20 protein-coding genes are annotated in these 16,535 nt (G+C 52.8%); 5 read left to right on the top strand and 15 right to left on the bottom strand.

The window, feature by feature from the left end:
- Positions 1-47 precede the first annotated feature (47 nt).
- Together OGW16_RS17790 and mutY are read right to left on the bottom strand one after the other, a co-directional pair.
- A complete protein-coding gene (locus OGW16_RS17790; RefSeq protein WP_003027126.1) occupies positions 48-317 on the bottom strand; it encodes an oxidative damage protection protein in 270 nt (89 codons plus the stop codon).
- A 27-nt stretch (positions 318-344) separates the two neighbouring features.
- Positions 345-1,397, bottom strand: a complete 1,053-nt coding sequence (mutY, locus tag OGW16_RS17785; protein WP_043017992.1) for an A/G-specific adenine glycosylase — start codon at positions 1,395-1,397, stop codon at positions 345-347.
- 160 nt (positions 1,398-1,557) lie between these two features.
- Here mutY and trmB point away from each other — a divergent pair, with 160 nt between their 5' ends.
- The 4 genes from trmB (at position 1,558) to ansB (ending at position 4,607) form a co-directional block, all read left to right on the top strand.
- A complete protein-coding gene (gene trmB, locus OGW16_RS17780; protein ID WP_043017550.1) occupies positions 1,558-2,277 on the top strand; it encodes a tRNA (guanosine(46)-N7)-methyltransferase TrmB in 720 nt (239 codons plus the stop codon).
- Complete coding sequence (locus OGW16_RS17775) at positions 2,277-2,603, top strand: YggL family protein (RefSeq protein WP_043017549.1); 327 nt, start codon at positions 2,277-2,279, stop codon at positions 2,601-2,603. The genes trmB and OGW16_RS17775 overlap by 1 nt, the downstream gene beginning before the upstream one ends.
- Positions 2,604-2,652: 49 nt before the next feature.
- Entirely contained in the window at positions 2,653-3,372 is a 720-nt protein-coding gene (locus OGW16_RS17770; protein ID WP_043017548.1) for a YggN family protein, read from the top strand.
- A gap of 188 nt (positions 3,373-3,560) precedes the next feature.
- Positions 3,561-4,607 (top strand): L-asparaginase 2, encoded by a 1,047-nt coding sequence (gene ansB / locus OGW16_RS17765; protein WP_286518667.1) that lies wholly within the window; start codon positions 3,561-3,563, stop codon positions 4,605-4,607.
- 116 nt (positions 4,608-4,723) lie between these two features.
- Here ansB and hemW read toward each other — a convergent pair whose 3' ends face one another.
- Genes hemW through OGW16_RS17740 form a run of 5 tightly spaced genes read right to left on the bottom strand, consistent with a single transcriptional unit; the run spans position 4,724 to position 8,030 of the window.
- Positions 4,724-5,860: a radical SAM family heme chaperone HemW gene (hemW, locus tag OGW16_RS17760; RefSeq protein ID WP_075145647.1), complete on the bottom strand. Its 1,137-nt coding sequence runs from the start codon at positions 5,858-5,860 to the stop codon at positions 4,724-4,726.
- Positions 5,853-6,446 carry an XTP/dITP diphosphatase gene (locus OGW16_RS17755; protein WP_047408837.1) on the bottom strand — a complete coding sequence of 198 codons (594 nt, stop codon included), beginning with the start codon at positions 6,444-6,446 and terminating at the stop codon, positions 5,853-5,855. The genes hemW and OGW16_RS17755 overlap by 8 nt, the downstream gene beginning before the upstream one ends.
- A 7-nt stretch (positions 6,447-6,453) precedes the next feature.
- Positions 6,454-6,744, bottom strand: a complete 291-nt coding sequence (yggU, locus tag OGW16_RS17750; protein WP_005123286.1) for a DUF167 family protein YggU — start codon at positions 6,742-6,744, stop codon at positions 6,454-6,456.
- Positions 6,741-7,307 carry a YggT family protein gene (locus OGW16_RS17745; RefSeq protein WP_003825417.1) on the bottom strand — a complete coding sequence of 189 codons (567 nt, stop codon included), beginning with the start codon at positions 7,305-7,307 and terminating at the stop codon, positions 6,741-6,743. Before OGW16_RS17745 ends, yggU begins: the two co-directional genes overlap by 4 nt.
- Positions 7,308-7,325: 18 nt before the next feature.
- Positions 7,326-8,030 (bottom strand): YggS family pyridoxal phosphate-dependent enzyme, encoded by a 705-nt coding sequence (locus OGW16_RS17740; protein WP_221922875.1) that lies wholly within the window; start codon positions 8,028-8,030, stop codon positions 7,326-7,328.
- A gap of 17 nt (positions 8,031-8,047) precedes the next feature.
- On the opposite strand from OGW16_RS17740, the gene OGW16_RS17735 reads away from it, so the two are divergent.
- Positions 8,048-9,028 (top strand): type IV pilus twitching motility protein PilT, encoded by a 981-nt coding sequence (locus OGW16_RS17735; RefSeq protein WP_100194828.1) that lies wholly within the window; start codon positions 8,048-8,050, stop codon positions 9,026-9,028.
- On the opposite strand, the gene ruvX is transcribed toward OGW16_RS17735, so the two are convergent.
- The 8 genes from ruvX to metK all read right to left on the bottom strand — a co-directional run bounded on the left by ruvX (position 9,025) and on the right by metK (position 16,281).
- Complete coding sequence (ruvX, locus tag OGW16_RS17730) at positions 9,025-9,441, bottom strand: Holliday junction resolvase RuvX (protein WP_008785771.1); 417 nt, start codon at positions 9,439-9,441, stop codon at positions 9,025-9,027. The two genes, OGW16_RS17735 and ruvX, sit on opposite strands and share 4 nt — an antisense overlap.
- Positions 9,441-10,004: a YqgE/AlgH family protein gene (locus OGW16_RS17725; protein ID WP_047408844.1), complete on the bottom strand. Its 564-nt coding sequence runs from the start codon at positions 10,002-10,004 to the stop codon at positions 9,441-9,443. Before OGW16_RS17725 ends, ruvX begins: the two co-directional genes overlap by 1 nt.
- A 176-nt stretch (positions 10,005-10,180) precedes the next feature.
- Positions 10,181-11,128 carry a glutathione synthase gene (gshB, locus tag OGW16_RS17720; RefSeq protein WP_047408847.1) on the bottom strand — a complete coding sequence of 316 codons (948 nt, stop codon included), beginning with the start codon at positions 11,126-11,128 and terminating at the stop codon, positions 10,181-10,183.
- A 19-nt stretch (positions 11,129-11,147) separates the two neighbouring features.
- Positions 11,148-11,879, bottom strand: coding sequence for a 16S rRNA (uracil(1498)-N(3))-methyltransferase (gene rsmE / locus OGW16_RS17715; protein ID WP_016154393.1), 732 nt, complete (start codon positions 11,877-11,879; stop codon positions 11,148-11,150).
- Positions 11,880-11,953: 74 nt separating this feature from the next.
- Positions 11,954-12,661, bottom strand: coding sequence for a deoxyribonuclease I (gene endA, locus OGW16_RS17710; RefSeq protein WP_043017541.1), 708 nt, complete (start codon positions 12,659-12,661; stop codon positions 11,954-11,956).
- A 94-nt stretch (positions 12,662-12,755) separates the two neighbouring features.
- Complete coding sequence (locus OGW16_RS17705; protein ID WP_087052022.1) at positions 12,756-13,253, bottom strand: SprT family zinc-dependent metalloprotease; 498 nt, start codon at positions 13,251-13,253, stop codon at positions 12,756-12,758.
- 78 nt (positions 13,254-13,331) lie between these two features.
- Positions 13,332-14,726: a galactose/proton symporter gene (galP, locus tag OGW16_RS17700; RefSeq protein WP_003027074.1), complete on the bottom strand. Its 1,395-nt coding sequence runs from the start codon at positions 14,724-14,726 to the stop codon at positions 13,332-13,334.
- Positions 14,727-15,126: 400 nt separating this feature from the next.
- A complete protein-coding gene (gene metK, locus OGW16_RS17695) occupies positions 15,127-16,281 on the bottom strand; it encodes a methionine adenosyltransferase (RefSeq protein ID WP_003027071.1) in 1,155 nt (384 codons plus the stop codon).
- Positions 16,282-16,535 lie beyond the last annotated feature (254 nt).

The raw sequence follows: 16,535 nt of genomic DNA, 5'->3' as shown, positions 1-16,535 counted from the left end.
GATTAAATCGTAGGCCGGATCAGCACAGCGCCATCCGGCTACGGTTCTTATGACTCTGGCGTATAGCCTTCAATATGCACATCCTTACCTTCAAACAGGAAGTTAATCATTTCCTGTTCCAGTAACTTACGGTGTTCGACGTTCATCATATTGAGTTTTTTCTCGTTAATCAGCATGGTTTGCTTATGCTGCCATTGCGCCCATGCTTCTTTAGAAATTTCGTTATAGATACGTTTTCCCAGATCGCCCGGGTACAGCTGAAAATCCTGTCCTTCTGCTTCGCGTTGCAGGAAAGTGCAAAAAATCGTTCTGCTCATAAAAAATCCTCTCTATCGACCGGTACGTTAAACCTGGGTGCCGGCACGTAATTGCTGTAACAAACGCTCCACGGGGGCCGCCAGTCCGACCGACGGCGGTTGCGCTAAGTTATACCAGAGCGCGTTGCCTTCATCCATGCATGAGCTGAATGAAGACACGGGAAGCCACATAGGCACAATATCTAAGTGGAAATGGCTAAAGGTATGGCGAAACGCATTAAGTTGGGTCAGATTATCTGCGTTAATTTGTCGTTGCGCCAGCCAGTTGCGTAGCCCATCTTCATCGTCAAACTGCGGAAAACAGTATAAACCACCCCATAAGCCGCTGGGTGGCCGCTGCGCGAGCAACACCTCTTCATCATGCTGCATCAGTAAAAAATAGCCCGTCCGTTCCGGTAGCGTCTGTTTGGGTTTTTTACCAGGGTACTGCGCCCAGCTTGCATTGGCGCTTGCCACACAGCCATTTTCCAACGGACACAGGGAACATTTAGGTTTTGAGCGCGTACAGACCATGGCGCCTAAATCCATCATCGCCTGATTAAATCGCTCAACGCCGTGGGCAGGCGTAACCCGCTCGCTCAACTCCCACAGTTTCTTTTCAACCTCTTTTTTACCCGGCCAACCGCTTACAGCATAACAGCGAGCCAGCACACGTTTGACGTTACCGTCGAGAATCGGAAAATGCTGACCCAGAGAGAGAGAAAGGATCGCGCCTGCGGTTGAACGTCCGACGCCAGGCAGGGCGGCCACCTCTTCAAAGGTTTGCGGGAATATGCCGCCATGCAGCGTCACAACCTGCTGCGCCGCTTTATGCAGATTTCGCGCACGGGCGTAATAGCCCAGCCCGGTCCATAAATGCAGGACTTCATCCAGCGGCGCATGGGCTAAATCCGTTACCGTTGGGAAGCGCGCCATAAAGCGCTCAAAATAGGGGATGACGGTGGCAACCTGAGTTTGTTGCAGCATCACCTCAGAGAGCCATACTTTGTAAGGCGTCTTGTCAATTTGCCAGGGCAGCGTTTTCCGCCCGTATTTGTCGTACCAGCTCAAAACCTGAGCCGAGAATTGAGACGCTTGCATGATTACCGTTTCATTATTGCCGGGGGCAAGATTGCAGCACAGCGGCAACGGGGTGTAAACCGGAACTTTCCGCTGCTCACTTTCTTCCTTTACTTGCATCCGGCAACTAACTTTGGATAATGCCCGTTTTCAGAACTCAATCACAGCAGACTAAACTTTTATGAAGAACGACGTCATTTCACCGGAATTTGATGAAAACGGCCGCCCGCTGCGCCGGATTCGTAGTTTTGTTCGTCGCCAGGGGCGACTGACGAAAGGGCAGGAACACGCGCTGGAAAACTACTGGCCGGTGATGGGCGTTGAGTTCAGCGAAGAGCCTGTGGATTTCGCAGTATTGTTTGGTCGCGACGCGCCAGTCACGCTGGAAATCGGTTTTGGTATGGGGGCTTCGCTGGTGGCGATGGCGAAAGCGTGCCCGGAACAAAATTTCCTCGGCATTGAGGTTCACTCGCCGGGTGTTGGCGCGTGTCTGGCTTCAGCCCATGAAGAGGGCGTCGAGAATCTGCGCGTCATGTGCCATGATGCCGTTGAAGTCCTGCATAAAATGATTCCTGACAATTCTTTATCTATGGTTCAGCTGTTTTTCCCTGACCCGTGGCATAAAGCACGTCATAATAAACGCCGTATCGTTCAGGTACCGTTTGCTGAGCATATCTTAAGCAAGCTGAAGCTGGGCGGCGTGTTCCACATGGCAACCGACTGGGAAGCCTACGCGGAGCACATGCTGGAAGTAATGTCCTCAATTGACGGGTATAAAAACCAGTCAGAGAGTAACGATTATGTACCGCGCCCACAATCGCGCCCGGTAACCAAATTTGAACAACGTGGTCATCGTCTTGGCCACGGCGTATGGGACTTAATGTTCGAGAGGGTGAAATAATGGCAAAGAACCGTAGCCGTCGTCTGCGTAAAAAGATGCACATCGACGAATTCCAGGAAATAGGATTTTCGGTTGCATGGCGTTTCCCGGAAGGTACATCCGGAGAGCAGGTCGATCAAATCGTTGATGACTTTATCAATGAAGTTATCGAACCGAACAAACTGGCCTTTGACGGCAGCGGCTATCTGGCCTGGGAAGGTCTGATCTGTCTGCAGGAAATCGGCAAATGCACCGAAGAACATCAGGCTATCGTGCGTAAGTGGCTGGAAGAACACAAACTTGAAGAAGTGCGTACCAGCGAACTTTTCGATATTTGGTGGGACTAAGTAGCACAGGGTCGGCAAATGCCGGCCCGATTTGTATTGAGGGAAAGATATGATGCGCAAAACGCTGCTGGCGGCAGTCCTAACGTTCACGGCGATGGCCGCACATGCCGATTATCAGTGCAGCGTCACCCCGCGTGACGATGTGATTTTGAGCCCACAAACTGTGCAGGTGAAGGGGGAGAACGGCGACCTGGTTATTACCCAGTCCGGTGATGTTACCTTTAACGGTAAACAGTACAACCTGAACGCCGCACAGCGTGAGCAGGCCAAAGATTATCAGGCGGCGTTGCGTAGTAGCCTGCCATGGATTGATGAAGGTGCCAGAGCGCGCGTGGAGAAAGGTCGCGTGGCGCTGGACAAAATCATCGCCAAAGAGGTCGGCGAAAGCAGCAACATGCGTGGCCGCTTAACCAAGCTGGATGCGCAGTTGAAAGCGCAGATGAACCGCATCATTGAGCATCGTACTGACGGCCTGACCTTCCATTATAAGGCGATTGATCAGGTTCGCGCGGATGGACAACAGCTGGTGAATCAGGCGATGGGCGGTATTTTACAGGACAGCATCAACGAGATGGGGGCGAAAGCCGTGCTCAAAGGCGGTGGTAATCCGCTGCAGGGCGTACTCGGAAGCCTCGGCGGTTTGCAGACCTCAATTCAGAACGAATGGAAGAATCAGGAACAAGACTTCCAGCAGTTTGGTAAAGATGTTTGCGCCCGCGTCGTGACGCTGGAAAACGATCGTAAAACGCTGGTTAGCGCTCTGAAATAATCTTCACCTCTTTTTAACGGCACAGAAACATTCTGTGCCGTTTTATTTTGTACTTTTCTGTTTTTTTGATATCCATCTCTAAGAATAACAATTTGATGGAGATATAAATCTGGTTAATTGGATGGCGTCACATTATTCATCTGTAAGATAGACATAATGCTGCAAATTCAAGTAACTGGAGAAATAACATGGAGTTTTTCAAGAGAACGGCACTTGCCGCACTGGTTATGGGTTTCAGCGGCGCGGCGCTGGCATTGCCAAACATCACCATTTTAGCTACTGGCGGAACGATTGCCGGCGGCGGTGATTCCGCGACAAAATCTAACTACACGGCAGGCAAGGTCGGCGTAGAAAATCTGGTTGATGCCGTACCTCAGTTGAAAGATATCGCCGTTGTGAAAGGCGAGCAGGTGGTGAACATCGGCTCCCAGGATATGAATGACGAAGTCTGGTTAACACTGGCGAAAAAGATTAATACCGAGTGTGATAAAACCGACGGCTTCGTGGTAACTCATGGTACGGATACCATGGAAGAAACCGCCTATTTCCTCGACCTGACCGTCAAGTGCAACAAGCCGGTGGTGCTGGTCGGCGCAATGCGTCCGTCTACAGGTATGAGCGCTGATGGCCCGTTCAATCTGTATAACGCAGTGGTTACCGCAGCAGACAAAGCCTCTGCCAACCGTGGCGTGCTGGTGGTGATGAACGACACCGTTATGGATGGTCGCGACGTGACCAAAACCAACACTACCGATGTCGCCACCTTCAAATCCGTTAACTATGGCCCGCTGGGCTACATCCATAACGGTAAGATTGACTACCAGCGTACGCCTGCGCGTCAGCACACCACATCCACGCCGTTCGATGTTTCTAAGCTGACCGAGTTGCCGAAAGTTGGGATTGTTTACAACTACGCTAACGCATCCGATCTGCCGGCAAAAGCGCTGGTGGACGCGGGTTACGCCGGGATCGTCAGTGCGGGTGTAGGTAACGGTAACCTGTATAAAACCATTTTCGATACGCTGGCAACTGCCGCGCACAAAGGTACCGTTGTAGTGCGTTCATCCCGTGTACCAACCGGCTCCACCACGCAGGATGCTGAAATTGATGATGCAAAATACGGCTTTGTGGCTTCAGGCTCTCTGAACCCGCAAAAAGCGCGTGTTCTGCTGCAGCTTGCGCTGACCCAAACCAAGGATCCTAAGCAGATCCAGGAAATGTTTAATCAGTATTAATCGATGAAGGTGGCTGCGCTTATCGCCCTAACCCTGTAGGTCTGATAAGCGCAGCGCCATCAGGCAATTTGTCGGATGGCGGCTCAAGGCCTTATCCGGCCTACATCGTTACCGTATTACTCCGCCAGAAACAGCTCCAGCAGCGAATTCAAAAACAACTTACCGTGTTGGGTGATCTGCCAGTACTCATCGCATTCAATCAGGTAGCCCTGGGCGATAGCCTCATCGATCTGCCGGCGAATAACGTCTTCGGTGAGCCCGGTATATTGCGTGAACTCTGCACGCGGCGCGGCTTCCAGTAACCGGAAACGGTTCATAAAGAACTCGAACGGCTTGTCGGCTTCGGCAACATCACGCTGGCTTTCCAGGTAACGCCCTTGCATGTATCCGCGTGGGTGCCGCGTTTTGGTGGTGCGCAGGATGCGTCCGTCCGGGAACGTGATTTTGCCATGCGCGCCGCAGCCAATACCGAGATAGTCGCCAAAACGCCAGTAGTTAAGGTTGTGCTGACACTGATAGCCTGGTTTCGCATAGGCTGAGGTTTCGTACTGCTGATACCCTGCGGCGGTCAGCAACTGGTGGCCTTGCTCAAAAATATCCCACAGCGCATCATCGTCCGGTAACACCGGCGGTCGGGAACCGAACAGCGTGTTGGGTTCGATGGTCAACTGATACCAGGAAAGATGCGGCGGGTTGAGCGCGATGGCCTGCTGTAAATCGCCCAAAGCTTCTTCCAGCGTCTGATCCGGTAAACCATGCATCAGGTCGAGGTTAAAGCTGCGTAGCTCCAGACCGCTCGCCAGGTTTGCCGCTCGTTTGGCTTCTTCCGGCCCGTGAATACGTCCCAGACGCTCGAGTTTGGCGGAGCTAAAGCTCTGTACGCCAATCGAGATGCGGTTGACACCAGCGCGTTGATAATCAACAAAGCGATCGGCTTCCACCGTCCCGGGATTCGCCTCCATCGTGATTTCTGCATCTGCGGCCAGATTCAGCCGTGCGCGTACGCCGTCGAGCAGCGTTTGCATTGCCGGGCCAGAAAGCAGGCTCGGCGTACCACCCCCGATAAAAATCGTCTTTACTTCACGTCCCTGGGCGTGAGCCACCTCAGTATCCAGATCGCTCAGCAGATGCTGCACATAGTCGTCATGAGGGACTTCGCCTTTTAGCGCATGCGAGTTGAAGTCGCAGTACGGGCATTTCTGCACGCACCACGGGATGTGAATATAAAGACTTAGCGGCGGAAGCTTAACCATTACGCAGGGCATCCAGCAGCAGCTTCAGCGCCTGTCCACGGTGAGAAATCGCACTTTTTTCTTCACGGGTCAGCTCGGCGGCGGTTTTCCCTTCAGACGGTACAAAGAAGATGGGGTCGTAGCCAAAGCCACCGTTTCCGGCAGGTTCGCGGGTAATCACGCCCGGCCAGCTTCCGTGACAAACTAAAGGAGTAGGATCGTCTGCATGGCGCATATACACCAGCACGCAATGGAATTGTGCCTGACGCTTGTCATCAGGAACATCCTGCAGGGTGTGAAGCAGTTTTTCCAGGTTCTGCCGATCGGTCGCATCTTCGCCGGAGTAGCGGGCTGAATAGATGCCTGGCGCGCCGCCAAGGGCATTTACCGCCAAACCTGAGTCATCAGCAATGGCCGGTAAGCCGGTAATTTGCGCGGCATGACGCGCCTTCAGAATGGCGTTCTCAATAAACGTCAGTCCGGTCTCTTCTGCAGAATCAACACCCAGATCCGTTTGGGCAACAACATCAAGACCGAAATCACTCAGAAGAGAGGCGAGTTCACGCACTTTACCGGCATTGCCGGTCGCGAGGACAACTTTTTGCATGGGATACCTAATCAGTTAGCGCCGCAATTTCGGGCGGGATCTGTTGCGGATGAATGATTTTAACCTGTTTGTGACGACCAAGCTCGCCCTTCTCAATGACGACCTGGCTTTTTGCTACGCGGAACTGTTTACCGAGAAACTTCACCAGATGGCTATTGGCTTGTCCATCAACCGGTGGGGCGGTAATGGCGACTTTTAGCTCGTCGCCATGTAAACCCACAATACTGTCACGGCTGGCTTTAGGCTGAATGTAGAGCCGTAAAACCAGACCGTCGTCGCAGGGTGTAACGGCACTCATAGCGCCATCCACAGCCCCGGCAGCAGCATGTTGCCTGTCGCCTGTAACACTTCTGCGATGCCCATATTAATGACATAGAGCAGCAGAACCAGAATCATTGGCGAGAAATCGATCCCGCCCATGCCTGGAAGTATGCGACGGATAGGGCGCAGCAGCGGATCTGCCAGTTGAATCAGCACGTACTCCACGGGGCTGCGGCCCTGGCTGACCCAGCTCATAATCGCCATCACCAACAGTACCCAGAAAATCAGCAATCCGATGGTCTTCAGGACAATCAGTACGGCGGCGATCCAGATGATCGGCTGGAACGTGACCACCTTAAACAGCACGATTGCTTTGATAAAGCTGAGAACCAGCGCAACTAATGCCGATGCGCTGTCGATCGGCCCCATCGGGGGAATAATGCGGCGTAACGGCCCAATAATAGGCTGAGTGATTTTCACTATAAACTGCGAGAACGGGTTGTAAAAATCGCAGCGAGACCATTGCATCCACACGCGCAGCAGCAGCGCCATGGTATACAGCTCAATTACCGTTGAGAGCAGGAAGGTCAACGTATTCATGGTGTTCCTTAGTTTTCCTTATTTTTTAGTGTAATCACGAGCACCAAAAATGGCAGTGCCGATGCGCACCATCGTGCTACCTGCCGCGATTGCGGCATCCATATCATCAGACATCCCCAGTGAGAGCGTGTCGATACTTGGGTAACGTGTTTTCAACCCAGCAAATGCTACCGCCATTTGCTGTGCAACTTCAAACTGCCTTACATAATCTGACTCTGGCGCCGGGATCGCCATCAAACCACGCAGGGTAATGCGCGGCAGTGCAGCGACGTCAGCGGCCAGTGCCTCAAGTTCTGCCAGCGGAATTCCTGACTTACTGTTCTCGTCACTGATATTAATCTGAATCAGCACATTCAGCGGCGGCAGTCCCGCCGGGCGCTGTTCGCTCAGTCGGGCAGCGATACGCAGACGGTCGATCGTATGGCACCAGTCAAAATGTTCAGCGACCAGACGACTTTTGTTGGACTGCAGCGGGCCGATAAAGTGCCACTGCAGATCGTTAACGCCTTTTTCCTGGAAGTAGCGGATTTTATCCACCCCCTCCTGAACATAGTTTTCACCGAAGGCACGCTGCCCTGCGGTAATGGCTTCTTCGATGGCGCTCGCAGGTTTGGTTTTGCTGACTGCAAGCAACATAATTTCTTCTGAAGACCGCCCGCAACGCGTCGCGGCGGCTGAGATTTTGTCCCGGACATGTGCCAGGTTATGCGCGATATCGTTCATTTTCCGAGGATGTTCATATGAATATGGAAGAAATAGTGGCCCTTAGTGTAAAGCATAACGTGTCGGATCTACACCTGTGCAATGCATGGCCTGCGCGCTGGCGCATACGTGGAAAAGTCGAAATCGCGCCATTTACTCCGCCTGACGTGGAGAATCTGCTGATGTGCTGGCTCAGCGAGCAACAACAGGTACAGTGGCGGAAACAGGGGCAGATTGATTTTGCTATTGCGCTGGCAGATTCCCGACGTCTGCGCGCCAGCGCTTTTGTTCATCAACAGGGTACGTCGCTGGCGCTAAGATTGCTCCCGCTTGATTGTCCACGTTTAGACGATCTCCAGACTCCCGAGGCCATACCTGAACTGCTGCACAGTGAACATGGATTGATTCTGGTCACGGGAGCCACCGGCAGCGGTAAATCAACGACCCTGGCAGCGATGGTGGAGTACCTTAATCAGCATATTGCGGGGCATATTCTGACGCTGGAAGACCCGATTGAATATCGCTACACCAGCCAGCGCTGTCTTATTCAACAACGGGAGGTGGGCGTACACTGTGCTTCTTTTGCCGCTGGCTTGCGCGGCGCGCTGCGTGAAGATCCCGACGTCATTTTGCTGGGCGAACTGCGCGACGTGGAAACCATTCGTCTGGCATTAACGGCAGCGGAAACCGGGCACCTGGTGCTGGCAACGTTACATACGCGAGGGGCTGCGCAGGCTATCGCACGGCTGGTGGATACCTTTCCCGCGCAGGAGAAGGATCCGGTGCGTAATCAACTGGCAGACAGCCTGCGGGCAGTGCTTTCGCAAAAGCTGGAGGAAGATAAGCTGGGAGGACGCGTGGCGCTATTCGAGCTGCTCGTCAACACGCCCGCCGTGGGCAATTTGATTCGTGAAGGGAAAACGCATCAGCTACCCGGCGTAATTCAAACCGGGCAGCAGACAGGCATGCAGACGTTTGCACAAAGTCTGCAGCAGCGACAGGCGCAGGGGCGGCTTTAGTAGCCCTGCTCGAAATAGCTTTCGAGGATGACCACGGCAGAAGCAGAGTCTACTTTGCCTTTATTCAACGCCCGGTATCCGCCTTGCTCAAACAGGCCAGAGCGGGCTTCGACGGTGCTCAAGCGTTCATCGTGCAGCGTTACGGTAACGCCAAAGCGACCGTGAATGCGGTTAGCGAACTTGCGCGCGCGCGCAGTAAGGGGTTGTTCGGTGCCATCCATGTTGAGCGGCAGACCTACGATAATTTCGTCCGGCTGCCACTCTTTGAGCAGACGTTCAATCAAACTCCAGTCCGGCGTACCGTCCTGCGCTTTGATGGCGGGCAAGGGTCTTGCCGTACCGGTAATGCGTTGGCCAACCGCGACGCCGATACTTTTTGTACCAAAATCAAAAGAGAGTAATGTTCCGCTCATCAGGCATGTCCCGCCACGCCAGGCATGGTCTGAATATCAATCCCGATAAGCTTCGCCGCATCGCGCCAGCGATCGGAAATCGGCGTTTTGAATAAGATGTTGAGGTCTGCGGGGGCCGTGAGCCAGGCGTTATCCAGTAGCTCTTGCTCCAGTTGACCTTTTTCCCATGATGAATAACCCAGCGCAACCAGCACTTCGGACGGTTGCTCCTGCGTACCCAGGGTTTCTAATACATCGCGGGAGGTTGTGATGATGGTGTTATCTGAGATGCGGATACTGGATGCAAAGCGTGACGGCGGGGTATGCAGAATAAACCCACGGTCTTCCGCCAGCGGTCCGCCGAGCATCACCGGTTTATCCAGACGAATGGCCGGATCGCGTTCTTCTGGCGTAATCTTCAGCTTTTCCAGAATTCCTTCAATCTGTAAGTTTTCCAGAGGCTTATTAACGATAATCCCCATTGCTCCGTTCTCATTATGTTCACAGATGTACACCACGGAACGGCGGAAAATCGGATCCTGGAGAGCAGGCATGGCAATCAGAAAGTGATGCTGTAAATTCATTGTCAGAGGTTCTGTTTCCTGGTTCAAAAAAGCAACAGAGCCCAGTATGTGGGCAAAGCTCGAAGATGTCACCCTCTGAAGATAGCTTTGCCGGATGGCGGCTTCGCCTAATCCGGCCTACGGGGTGTAATTCCAGGCCGAATAAGACGCGATGGCGTCGCTATCCGGCAACATATTTATTTCTGCAAACGCGCTTCAATGGCATCCATCAGCATACCGGTAATCGAAACAGGGAACTCCGCTTCAATTTCACGAATACAGGTTGGGCTGGTGACGTTAATTTCTGTCAGGCGATCGCCAATGATATCCAGACCGACAAAAATCAAACCTTTCGCTTTCAGCGTTGGCCCAATGCGGCGTGCGATTTCCCAGTCGCTGTCGGTTAATGGACGCGGCTCGCCACGGCCACCGGCGGCCAGGTTGCCACGGGTTTCACCGCCCTGTGGAATACGCGCCAGGCAGTACGGAACAGGTTCGCCATCGACCACCAGCACGCGTTTATCGCCATCTTTAATTGCTGGCAGATAGTTCTGCGCCATGCAGTAGCGGGTACCGTGCTCGGTCAGCGTTTCAGCAATCACGCCGAGGTTCGGATCGCCTTCCTTCACGCGGAAAATAGATGCGCCGCCCATGCCGTCCAGCGGTTTGAGAATGATGTCGCTGTGTTTTTGCCAGAAGGCTTTCAGCTGCGCTTTGTTACGCGTGACCAGCGTTTCCGGCGTCAGGTCGGCAAACCATGCGGTGAACAGCTTTTCGTTGCAATCGCGCAGGCTCTGCGGCTTGTTGACGATTAGCGTTCCTTTCTCTTCTGCACGTTCCAGAATATAGGTCGCGTAGATGAACTCGGTATCAAACGGCGGATCCTTACGCATCAGAATGACGTCCAGGTCTGCCAGCGGGAGATCCTGCTCGCTCTTAAACTCATACCACTTGTCGTAGTTCTGCTCTACGCTCAGGATACGTGTGCGGGCGCGGGCTTCACCGTTTTCCAGATAAAGATCGGCCATCTCCATATAATGAATTTCGTAACCGCGACGTTGCGCTTCCAGCAGCATAGCGAAGCTGGAATCTTTCTTGATGTTGATGCTTGCGATGGGATCCATCACGATGCCGAGCTTAATCATGTTCTTCTCCGTTTATGCCTTAGCCCAGATCGCCAAAACGCACTTGTAACGCGGTAATGGCGGTGAGCGCAGTTGTCTCAGTACGCAGAACGCGAGGTCCTAACAGAATATCAGTAAACTGATAGCGTGCGGTCATGGCAATTTCATCTGCTGACAACCCGCCTTCCGGGCCAATCAGCAAGCGGATGCGTTCCACCGGCAGCGGCAGCGTATTGATGCTGGCGCTGGCGCGCGGATGCAGGTTCAGTTTCAGACCTTCATCCTGTTCCGCGCACCACGCTTCCAAATCCATTGCCGGGCGAATTTCAGGCACCCGGTTACGACCGCACTGTTCGCAGGCGGCAATAGCGATTTTCTGCCACTGCTGGAGCTTCTTGTTCAGGCGTTCACTGTCCAGTTTAACGCCGCAGCGCTCAGAAAAAAGTGGCGTAATGAGGCTTACACCCAGTTCGATCGATTTCTGGATAGTAAATTCCATTTTTTCTCCGCGCGACATCACCTGACCCAGGTGGATGTGCAACGGCGATTCACGATCGTCGAGTTCGGCGTTAAGCACCTTCACATCCACGCTTTTTTTACTGGCGTGGGTGATTTCAGCGTCGAATACCTGATTGCTGCCATCAAACAGCTGTAGCGCCTGGCCCGGTCCCATACGTAGCACGCGGCCAATATGGTTGGCTGCATCTTCACACAGTGATATTTGGCTGCCGGAAGTGAGTGGCTCAGGGTGATAAATGCGAGGAATGCGCATAGTTAAACATCCGCGTCTTGGCCCTGGGCTACGAAAGGCCAGGGCATGGTTAAAAATATTGACGCTAGTGTAGGTTAGCTCTTTTGCGCCTGGCAAGCGCGTTGCACATATGGGTTATGGTTACCCTGTACCTTCGCGATGCGTTCGTCGCGCTCACACTCCCAGTCGGTGACCGGATATTGCTTATTCCAGGCATTAAAAAGCTGGGTTTGCTGGCGAGAGAGCGTCAGGTCGTACTGGTCACGCATGTAAAAATAGGTGCGTGCGATGGCGCCGCGGGCGCGGGCTGGTGGTTCGGCAACTTTCTCTTTGAAATCAACCTTCATAGTGCATTGCCCATACTGACCTTCGCCACCGTTCCACTGGCTGTACATAAAGTTTGCACGATCGCCATTTACTTCACCGACCGCAGGCTGCAGGTTATGCATATCGCTTTCCATTTTGCGATAGACCGGATCTTTGGCGCAGTTTTTGCGCCCTCCATCCTGCCAGCACTGGCGCTGATGACCAAATTGCCAGGCGGGGACAACGTGCTCCCATTCAATTCGGCTGGCGCGGTTTTCATTTTTTCGTACTTTATAGCCACATGATTCGAGGTCAACGACCCCTTTTTTGCCTTGCCAGTTAATTTTACAGCCACAATAGAAATCGCCCGGCGCATCGGCGTTAACTTTGACGCCTGCCGCTTTTGCCTGAGAAAAGCTGTTGATGCCTTCGGCTAAAACCGGACCTGAAAACGCTGCGGCTAACAGGGCCGCAGCAAAAGAAAGATTACGGTACATCACGAACTCCGTGTCAAAACGAGCCCGCAACGTAGCGAAAGTTATTCCTGTATGCAATCAGTTAGATCAGAAAAGTTCCTGATAATTCTGAAGATTATTCCACAACCAGCGGTTCGCCACAGTGAACGCAGCGGTAGGTGGCCTCACCACGTACAACACGGTTATGTCGACGAACGGTCAGTTGGTGTTCCTGACACTTACAGCGGTAAGTAAAGGTCTTACGCTGCACCGATTGCAGTTCAAATTGATGCGTACGCCGGGCTGGTACGCCCAGCACGCTCTCCATCATCCATTTCCACTCTTTCCCGTGCGGCGACACGCGGCCAAAATGCTTCCACACCAGTAAATGCGCCAGTTCGTGGGGCACCACTTCGTTAACGAACGCGTCGACGTTCTCCATCAGCAGGACGGGGTTAAGGCGAATTTCATAGGTTTGTAGCCACGCGGTACCCGCGGCGGTTCCGCGCTGTTGGTAAACCAGCTTTGGCTCCGGGTATTGGCGTTCCAGCTTGAGATTGGCCTGGGCGAGTTTTTCCCGCAGGCTGCGCATAACGGCTTGCTGGATGGCGATAGGGAGACGGGAGGTTTTCATAACGGCAGAGGATAGTGCGACAGGGAAGGGACTGCAAGAGGTAGGCTTCCTCCCGCTGGGGGAGAAAGCCTTTCGTGATTAGTCGTGTGCGCCAATTTCGCGCAGTTTACGACCTTTCATCAGGTTACGTTCAATGTGTTCCAGAGAGACGTTTTTAGTTTCAGGGATCAGCCACAGAGTCAGGAAGATGAACAGTACGTTCAGGCCACCGTAGACCCAGAAGGTGTTGGCGCTGCCCAGCGAGTTCAGCATCGTCAGGAAGGTTGCGCCGACGATCATGTTGGCAATCCAGTTGGTTGCGGTAGAGCAGGTGATGCCGAAATCGCGACCTTTCAGCGGCTGGATTTCAGAGCACAGTACCCAAATCAGCGGACCGGCGCTCATCGCAAAGCCAACGATAAACATCAGCAGCATCAGCACTGCGAAGTATTGTGCGGCAGCCGAGTGAATCCCCACGTGCATCATTGTACCCAGCACGCCCATACCGACGGCCATGACGATAAAGCCGAGGATCAGCGTAGGCTTACGGCCCCAACGGTCAACCAGGCCAATGGCGATAAAGGTTGCCAGCACGTTGGTCAGGCCAACGATAACCGTTCCCCACATCTGCTCGGTGGTGTTGGTATAACCCGCCAGTTCAAAGATTTTTGGCGCGTAATACATAATGACGTTCATCCCGGTGAACTGCTGCATCACCTGTAACAGCACGCCAAGGAACACTGCGCGGCGGAAGTTGCTGTTCTCTTTAAACAGCGCCCATCCGCTCTGCTTCACCTGCAGGCTTTCACGAATTTCATCCAGCTCACGTTTGGCTTCAGCGCTGGTGTCACGCAGACGCAACAGTACGCGTTCGGCATCGACAAAGCGACGTTTAGCAGCAAACCAACGCGGGCTGTCCGGCAGGAAGATGACGCCAACCAGCAACAGCAAGGCAGGGATGATGATCACACCCAGCATCCAGCGCCATGCGCCGCTGTAGCTAAACGCTGTATCGGAAAGATACGCACCTAAAATACCGATGGTGATCATCAACTGATACATAGAGATCATGCTGCCGCGAATTTTTTCCGGGGCAATTTCAGACAGGTACAGCGGCGCGGTATAAGACGCAACGCCTACAGCCAGGCCGAGCAGGACGCGGGAAACCAGCAGCACTTCAACGTTTGGCGCTGCGGCGGAGAACAGCGAACCGGCAACAAACAGAATTGCGCCGATCATCAGACTCTTTTTACGACCCAGCTTGAAGGAGAGCCAGCCGCTGCCGACGGCGCCCACTGCCGCACCAAACATCATGGAACTCACCACCCATTCCTGAGTGTGCGGGGTAATTTGAAACTCGTCGGTGATGAAAGGTAAAGCACCGGCAATAACACCGATATCCAGGCCAAAAAGTAATCCAGCCAGGGCTGCCAGGAAGCAGACAAAAAATGTCATAGCTTTGTTGGAACGCCCCGTTTTTTTATTGTCAGGCATGATGCCCTCCGGTTGGGTAGCTAGTTTTGTTGATGTTAAGGGTAGGTGAGTACGGGGTAAAAAAATGCGAATTACATCACATTAGTGTAATCGGTTACACTGACATTCATACGGATTATTGATTAATTATTTGAAAGTTAACATTATTTATTTAGGGCTGGAAAAGTTGGTTGCCTGATTTTAAGACAATACTGAAATATAATGTAACGGTGATGCAGCTTTAGTAGTAAAGGTGTGTTAAGTCAAGGTGGATAGAAATACTGAGCTATGTAATCGCTTTCATTTGTTGTTTAATGCAATGGAAATCAAGGTTGTTTTAGCAATGAGGTAGGAGAGAGAAAAGGACATAAAAAAAGACCAGCGCGAAGCTGGTCTTATAAGCGTTGAGCTGTGGGGGAAATTACTTCAGACCGGCAGCTTCACGCAGCAGAGCGGCTTTGTCGGTTTTTTCCCATGGGAAATGTTCGCGACCAAAGTGACCGTAAGCAGCGGTTTCTTTGTAAATCGGGTGCAGCAGATCCAGCATCTGAATCAGGCCATACGGACGCAGGTCGAAGAACTCACGCACCAGCAGGGTCAGCTGTTCTGAAGGCACTTTTTCAGTACCGAACGTTTCCACCATGATAGAGGTCGGTTCAGCCACGCCGATTGCGTAGGAAACCTGAATCTCGCAGCGGTCAGCCAGGCCTGCGGCAACGATGTTTTTCGCTACATAGCGGGCTGCATAGGCTGCGGAACGGTCAACTTTAGACGGATCCTTACCAGAGAATGCGCCGCCACCGTGACGTGCCATACCGCCGTAGGTATCAACAATGATTTTACGACCCGTCAGGCCGCAATCACCCATTGGGCCGCCGATAACGAAACGACCGGTTGGGTTGATGAAGAATTTGGTCGAAGCGGTCAGCCATTCAGTCGGCAGCACCGGCTTGATGATCTCTTCCATAACGGCTTCTTGCAGCGATTTCTGGTCGATATCTTCAGAGTGTTGAGTAGACAGAACAACTGCATCGATACCGACGATTTTGCCGTCATCATACTGGAAGGTGACCTGGCTTTTTGCATCCGGACGCAGCCAGGATAAGGTGCCGTTTTTACGCACTTCAGCCTGACGCTGCACCAGACGGTGAGCATAGGTTATTGGGGCAGGCATCAGCACGTCGGTTTCGTTGGTTGCATAACCAAACATCAGACCCTGGTCGCCTGCGCCCTGTTCCAGCGGATCGGCACGGTCAACACCCTGGTTGATGTCCGGAGACTGTTTACCAATCGCGCTGAGTACCGCACAAGAGTTGGCGTCAAAACCCATGTCGGAATGCACATAGCCAATTTCGCGAACTGTGTTACGGGTGATCTCTTCGATATCAACCCATGCGCTGGTGGTGATCTCACCGCCAACTAAAACCATGCCGGTTTTGACGTAGGTTTCGCAGGCAACGCGTGCTTTCGGATCCTGCTCCAGGATTGCATCCAGCACAGCATCAGAGATTTGGTCAGCGATTTTGTCAGGATGCCCTTCTGATACGGACTCGGACGTAAAAAGGTGTTTTGCCATATTTAATTTCACCTAAGGAGAATTTGGTTAGCTCAAACTGTCGAGTGGAATAGCCATGTGTAGAAGATTCTACCATGAGTCTGCAGATGACGAACACTGGCAGTCTGAGTGTTAATCGGTATAGATGGATTAACATCTGGACGGCTATTTTAGGACAGTTCTTCGCCTGATTTCCAGCTTTTTTTGATTGAGGTCGCATTGTACTGAAAATGAAACTGGAAATTTTTCCTGACGGTGCTGGCAATGTGCATATT

It is taken from the genome of Citrobacter sp. Ce104, from assembly GCF_030334595.1.
Taxonomy (GTDB): domain Bacteria; phylum Pseudomonadota; class Gammaproteobacteria; order Enterobacterales; family Enterobacteriaceae; genus Citrobacter; species Citrobacter europaeus.
Note: the sequence above shows the minus strand (reverse complement) of the source record. Positions and strands in the feature narration are given on the sequence as shown.

What these genes read in the sequence shown, in the direction of transcription:
- OGW16_RS17790 (WP_003027126.1), bottom strand. Translation starts at nt 317, where the DNA reads ATGAGCAGAACGATTTTTTGCACTTTCCTGCAACGCGAAGCAGAAGGA.
- metK (WP_003027071.1), bottom strand. Translation starts at nt 16,281, where the DNA reads ATGGCAAAACACCTTTTTACGTCCGAGTCCGTATCAGAAGGGCATCCT.
- OGW16_RS17770 (WP_043017548.1), top strand. Translation starts at nt 2,653, where the DNA reads ATGATGCGCAAAACGCTGCTGGCGGCAGTCCTAACGTTCACGGCGATG.
- hemW (WP_075145647.1), bottom strand. Translation starts at nt 5,860, where the DNA reads ATGGTTAAGCTTCCGCCGCTAAGTCTTTATATTCACATCCCGTGGTGC.
- OGW16_RS17745 (WP_003825417.1), bottom strand. Translation starts at nt 7,307, where the DNA reads ATGAATACGTTGACCTTCCTGCTCTCAACGGTAATTGAGCTGTATACC.
- mutY (WP_043017992.1), bottom strand. Translation starts at nt 1,397, where the DNA reads ATGCAAGCGTCTCAATTCTCGGCTCAGGTTTTGAGCTGGTACGACAAA.
- gshB (WP_047408847.1), bottom strand. Translation starts at nt 11,128, where the DNA reads ATGATTAAGCTCGGCATCGTGATGGATCCCATCGCAAGCATCAACATC.
- ruvX (WP_008785771.1), bottom strand. Translation starts at nt 9,441, where the DNA reads ATGAGCGGAACATTACTCTCTTTTGATTTTGGTACAAAAAGTATCGGC.
- OGW16_RS17755 (WP_047408837.1), bottom strand. Translation starts at nt 6,446, where the DNA reads ATGCAAAAAGTTGTCCTCGCGACCGGCAATGCCGGTAAAGTGCGTGAA.
- galP (WP_003027074.1), bottom strand. Translation starts at nt 14,726, where the DNA reads ATGCCTGACAATAAAAAAACGGGGCGTTCCAACAAAGCTATGACATTT.
- OGW16_RS17735 (WP_100194828.1), top strand. Translation starts at nt 8,048, where the DNA reads ATGAATATGGAAGAAATAGTGGCCCTTAGTGTAAAGCATAACGTGTCG.
- OGW16_RS17740 (WP_221922875.1), bottom strand. Translation starts at nt 8,030, where the DNA reads ATGAACGATATCGCGCATAACCTGGCACATGTCCGGGACAAAATCTCA.
- yggU (WP_005123286.1), bottom strand. Translation starts at nt 6,744, where the DNA reads ATGAGTGCCGTTACACCCTGCGACGACGGTCTGGTTTTACGGCTCTAC.
- OGW16_RS17725 (WP_047408844.1), bottom strand. Translation starts at nt 10,004, where the DNA reads ATGAATTTACAGCATCACTTTCTGATTGCCATGCCTGCTCTCCAGGAT.
- OGW16_RS17775 (WP_043017549.1), top strand. Translation starts at nt 2,277, where the DNA reads ATGGCAAAGAACCGTAGCCGTCGTCTGCGTAAAAAGATGCACATCGAC.
- trmB (WP_043017550.1), top strand. Translation starts at nt 1,558, where the DNA reads ATGAAGAACGACGTCATTTCACCGGAATTTGATGAAAACGGCCGCCCG.
- rsmE (WP_016154393.1), bottom strand. Translation starts at nt 11,879, where the DNA reads ATGCGCATTCCTCGCATTTATCACCCTGAGCCACTCACTTCCGGCAGC.
- OGW16_RS17705 (WP_087052022.1), bottom strand. Translation starts at nt 13,253, where the DNA reads ATGAAAACCTCCCGTCTCCCTATCGCCATCCAGCAAGCCGTTATGCGC.
- endA (WP_043017541.1), bottom strand. Translation starts at nt 12,661, where the DNA reads ATGTACCGTAATCTTTCTTTTGCTGCGGCCCTGTTAGCCGCAGCGTTT.
- ansB (WP_286518667.1), top strand. Translation starts at nt 3,561, where the DNA reads ATGGAGTTTTTCAAGAGAACGGCACTTGCCGCACTGGTTATGGGTTTC.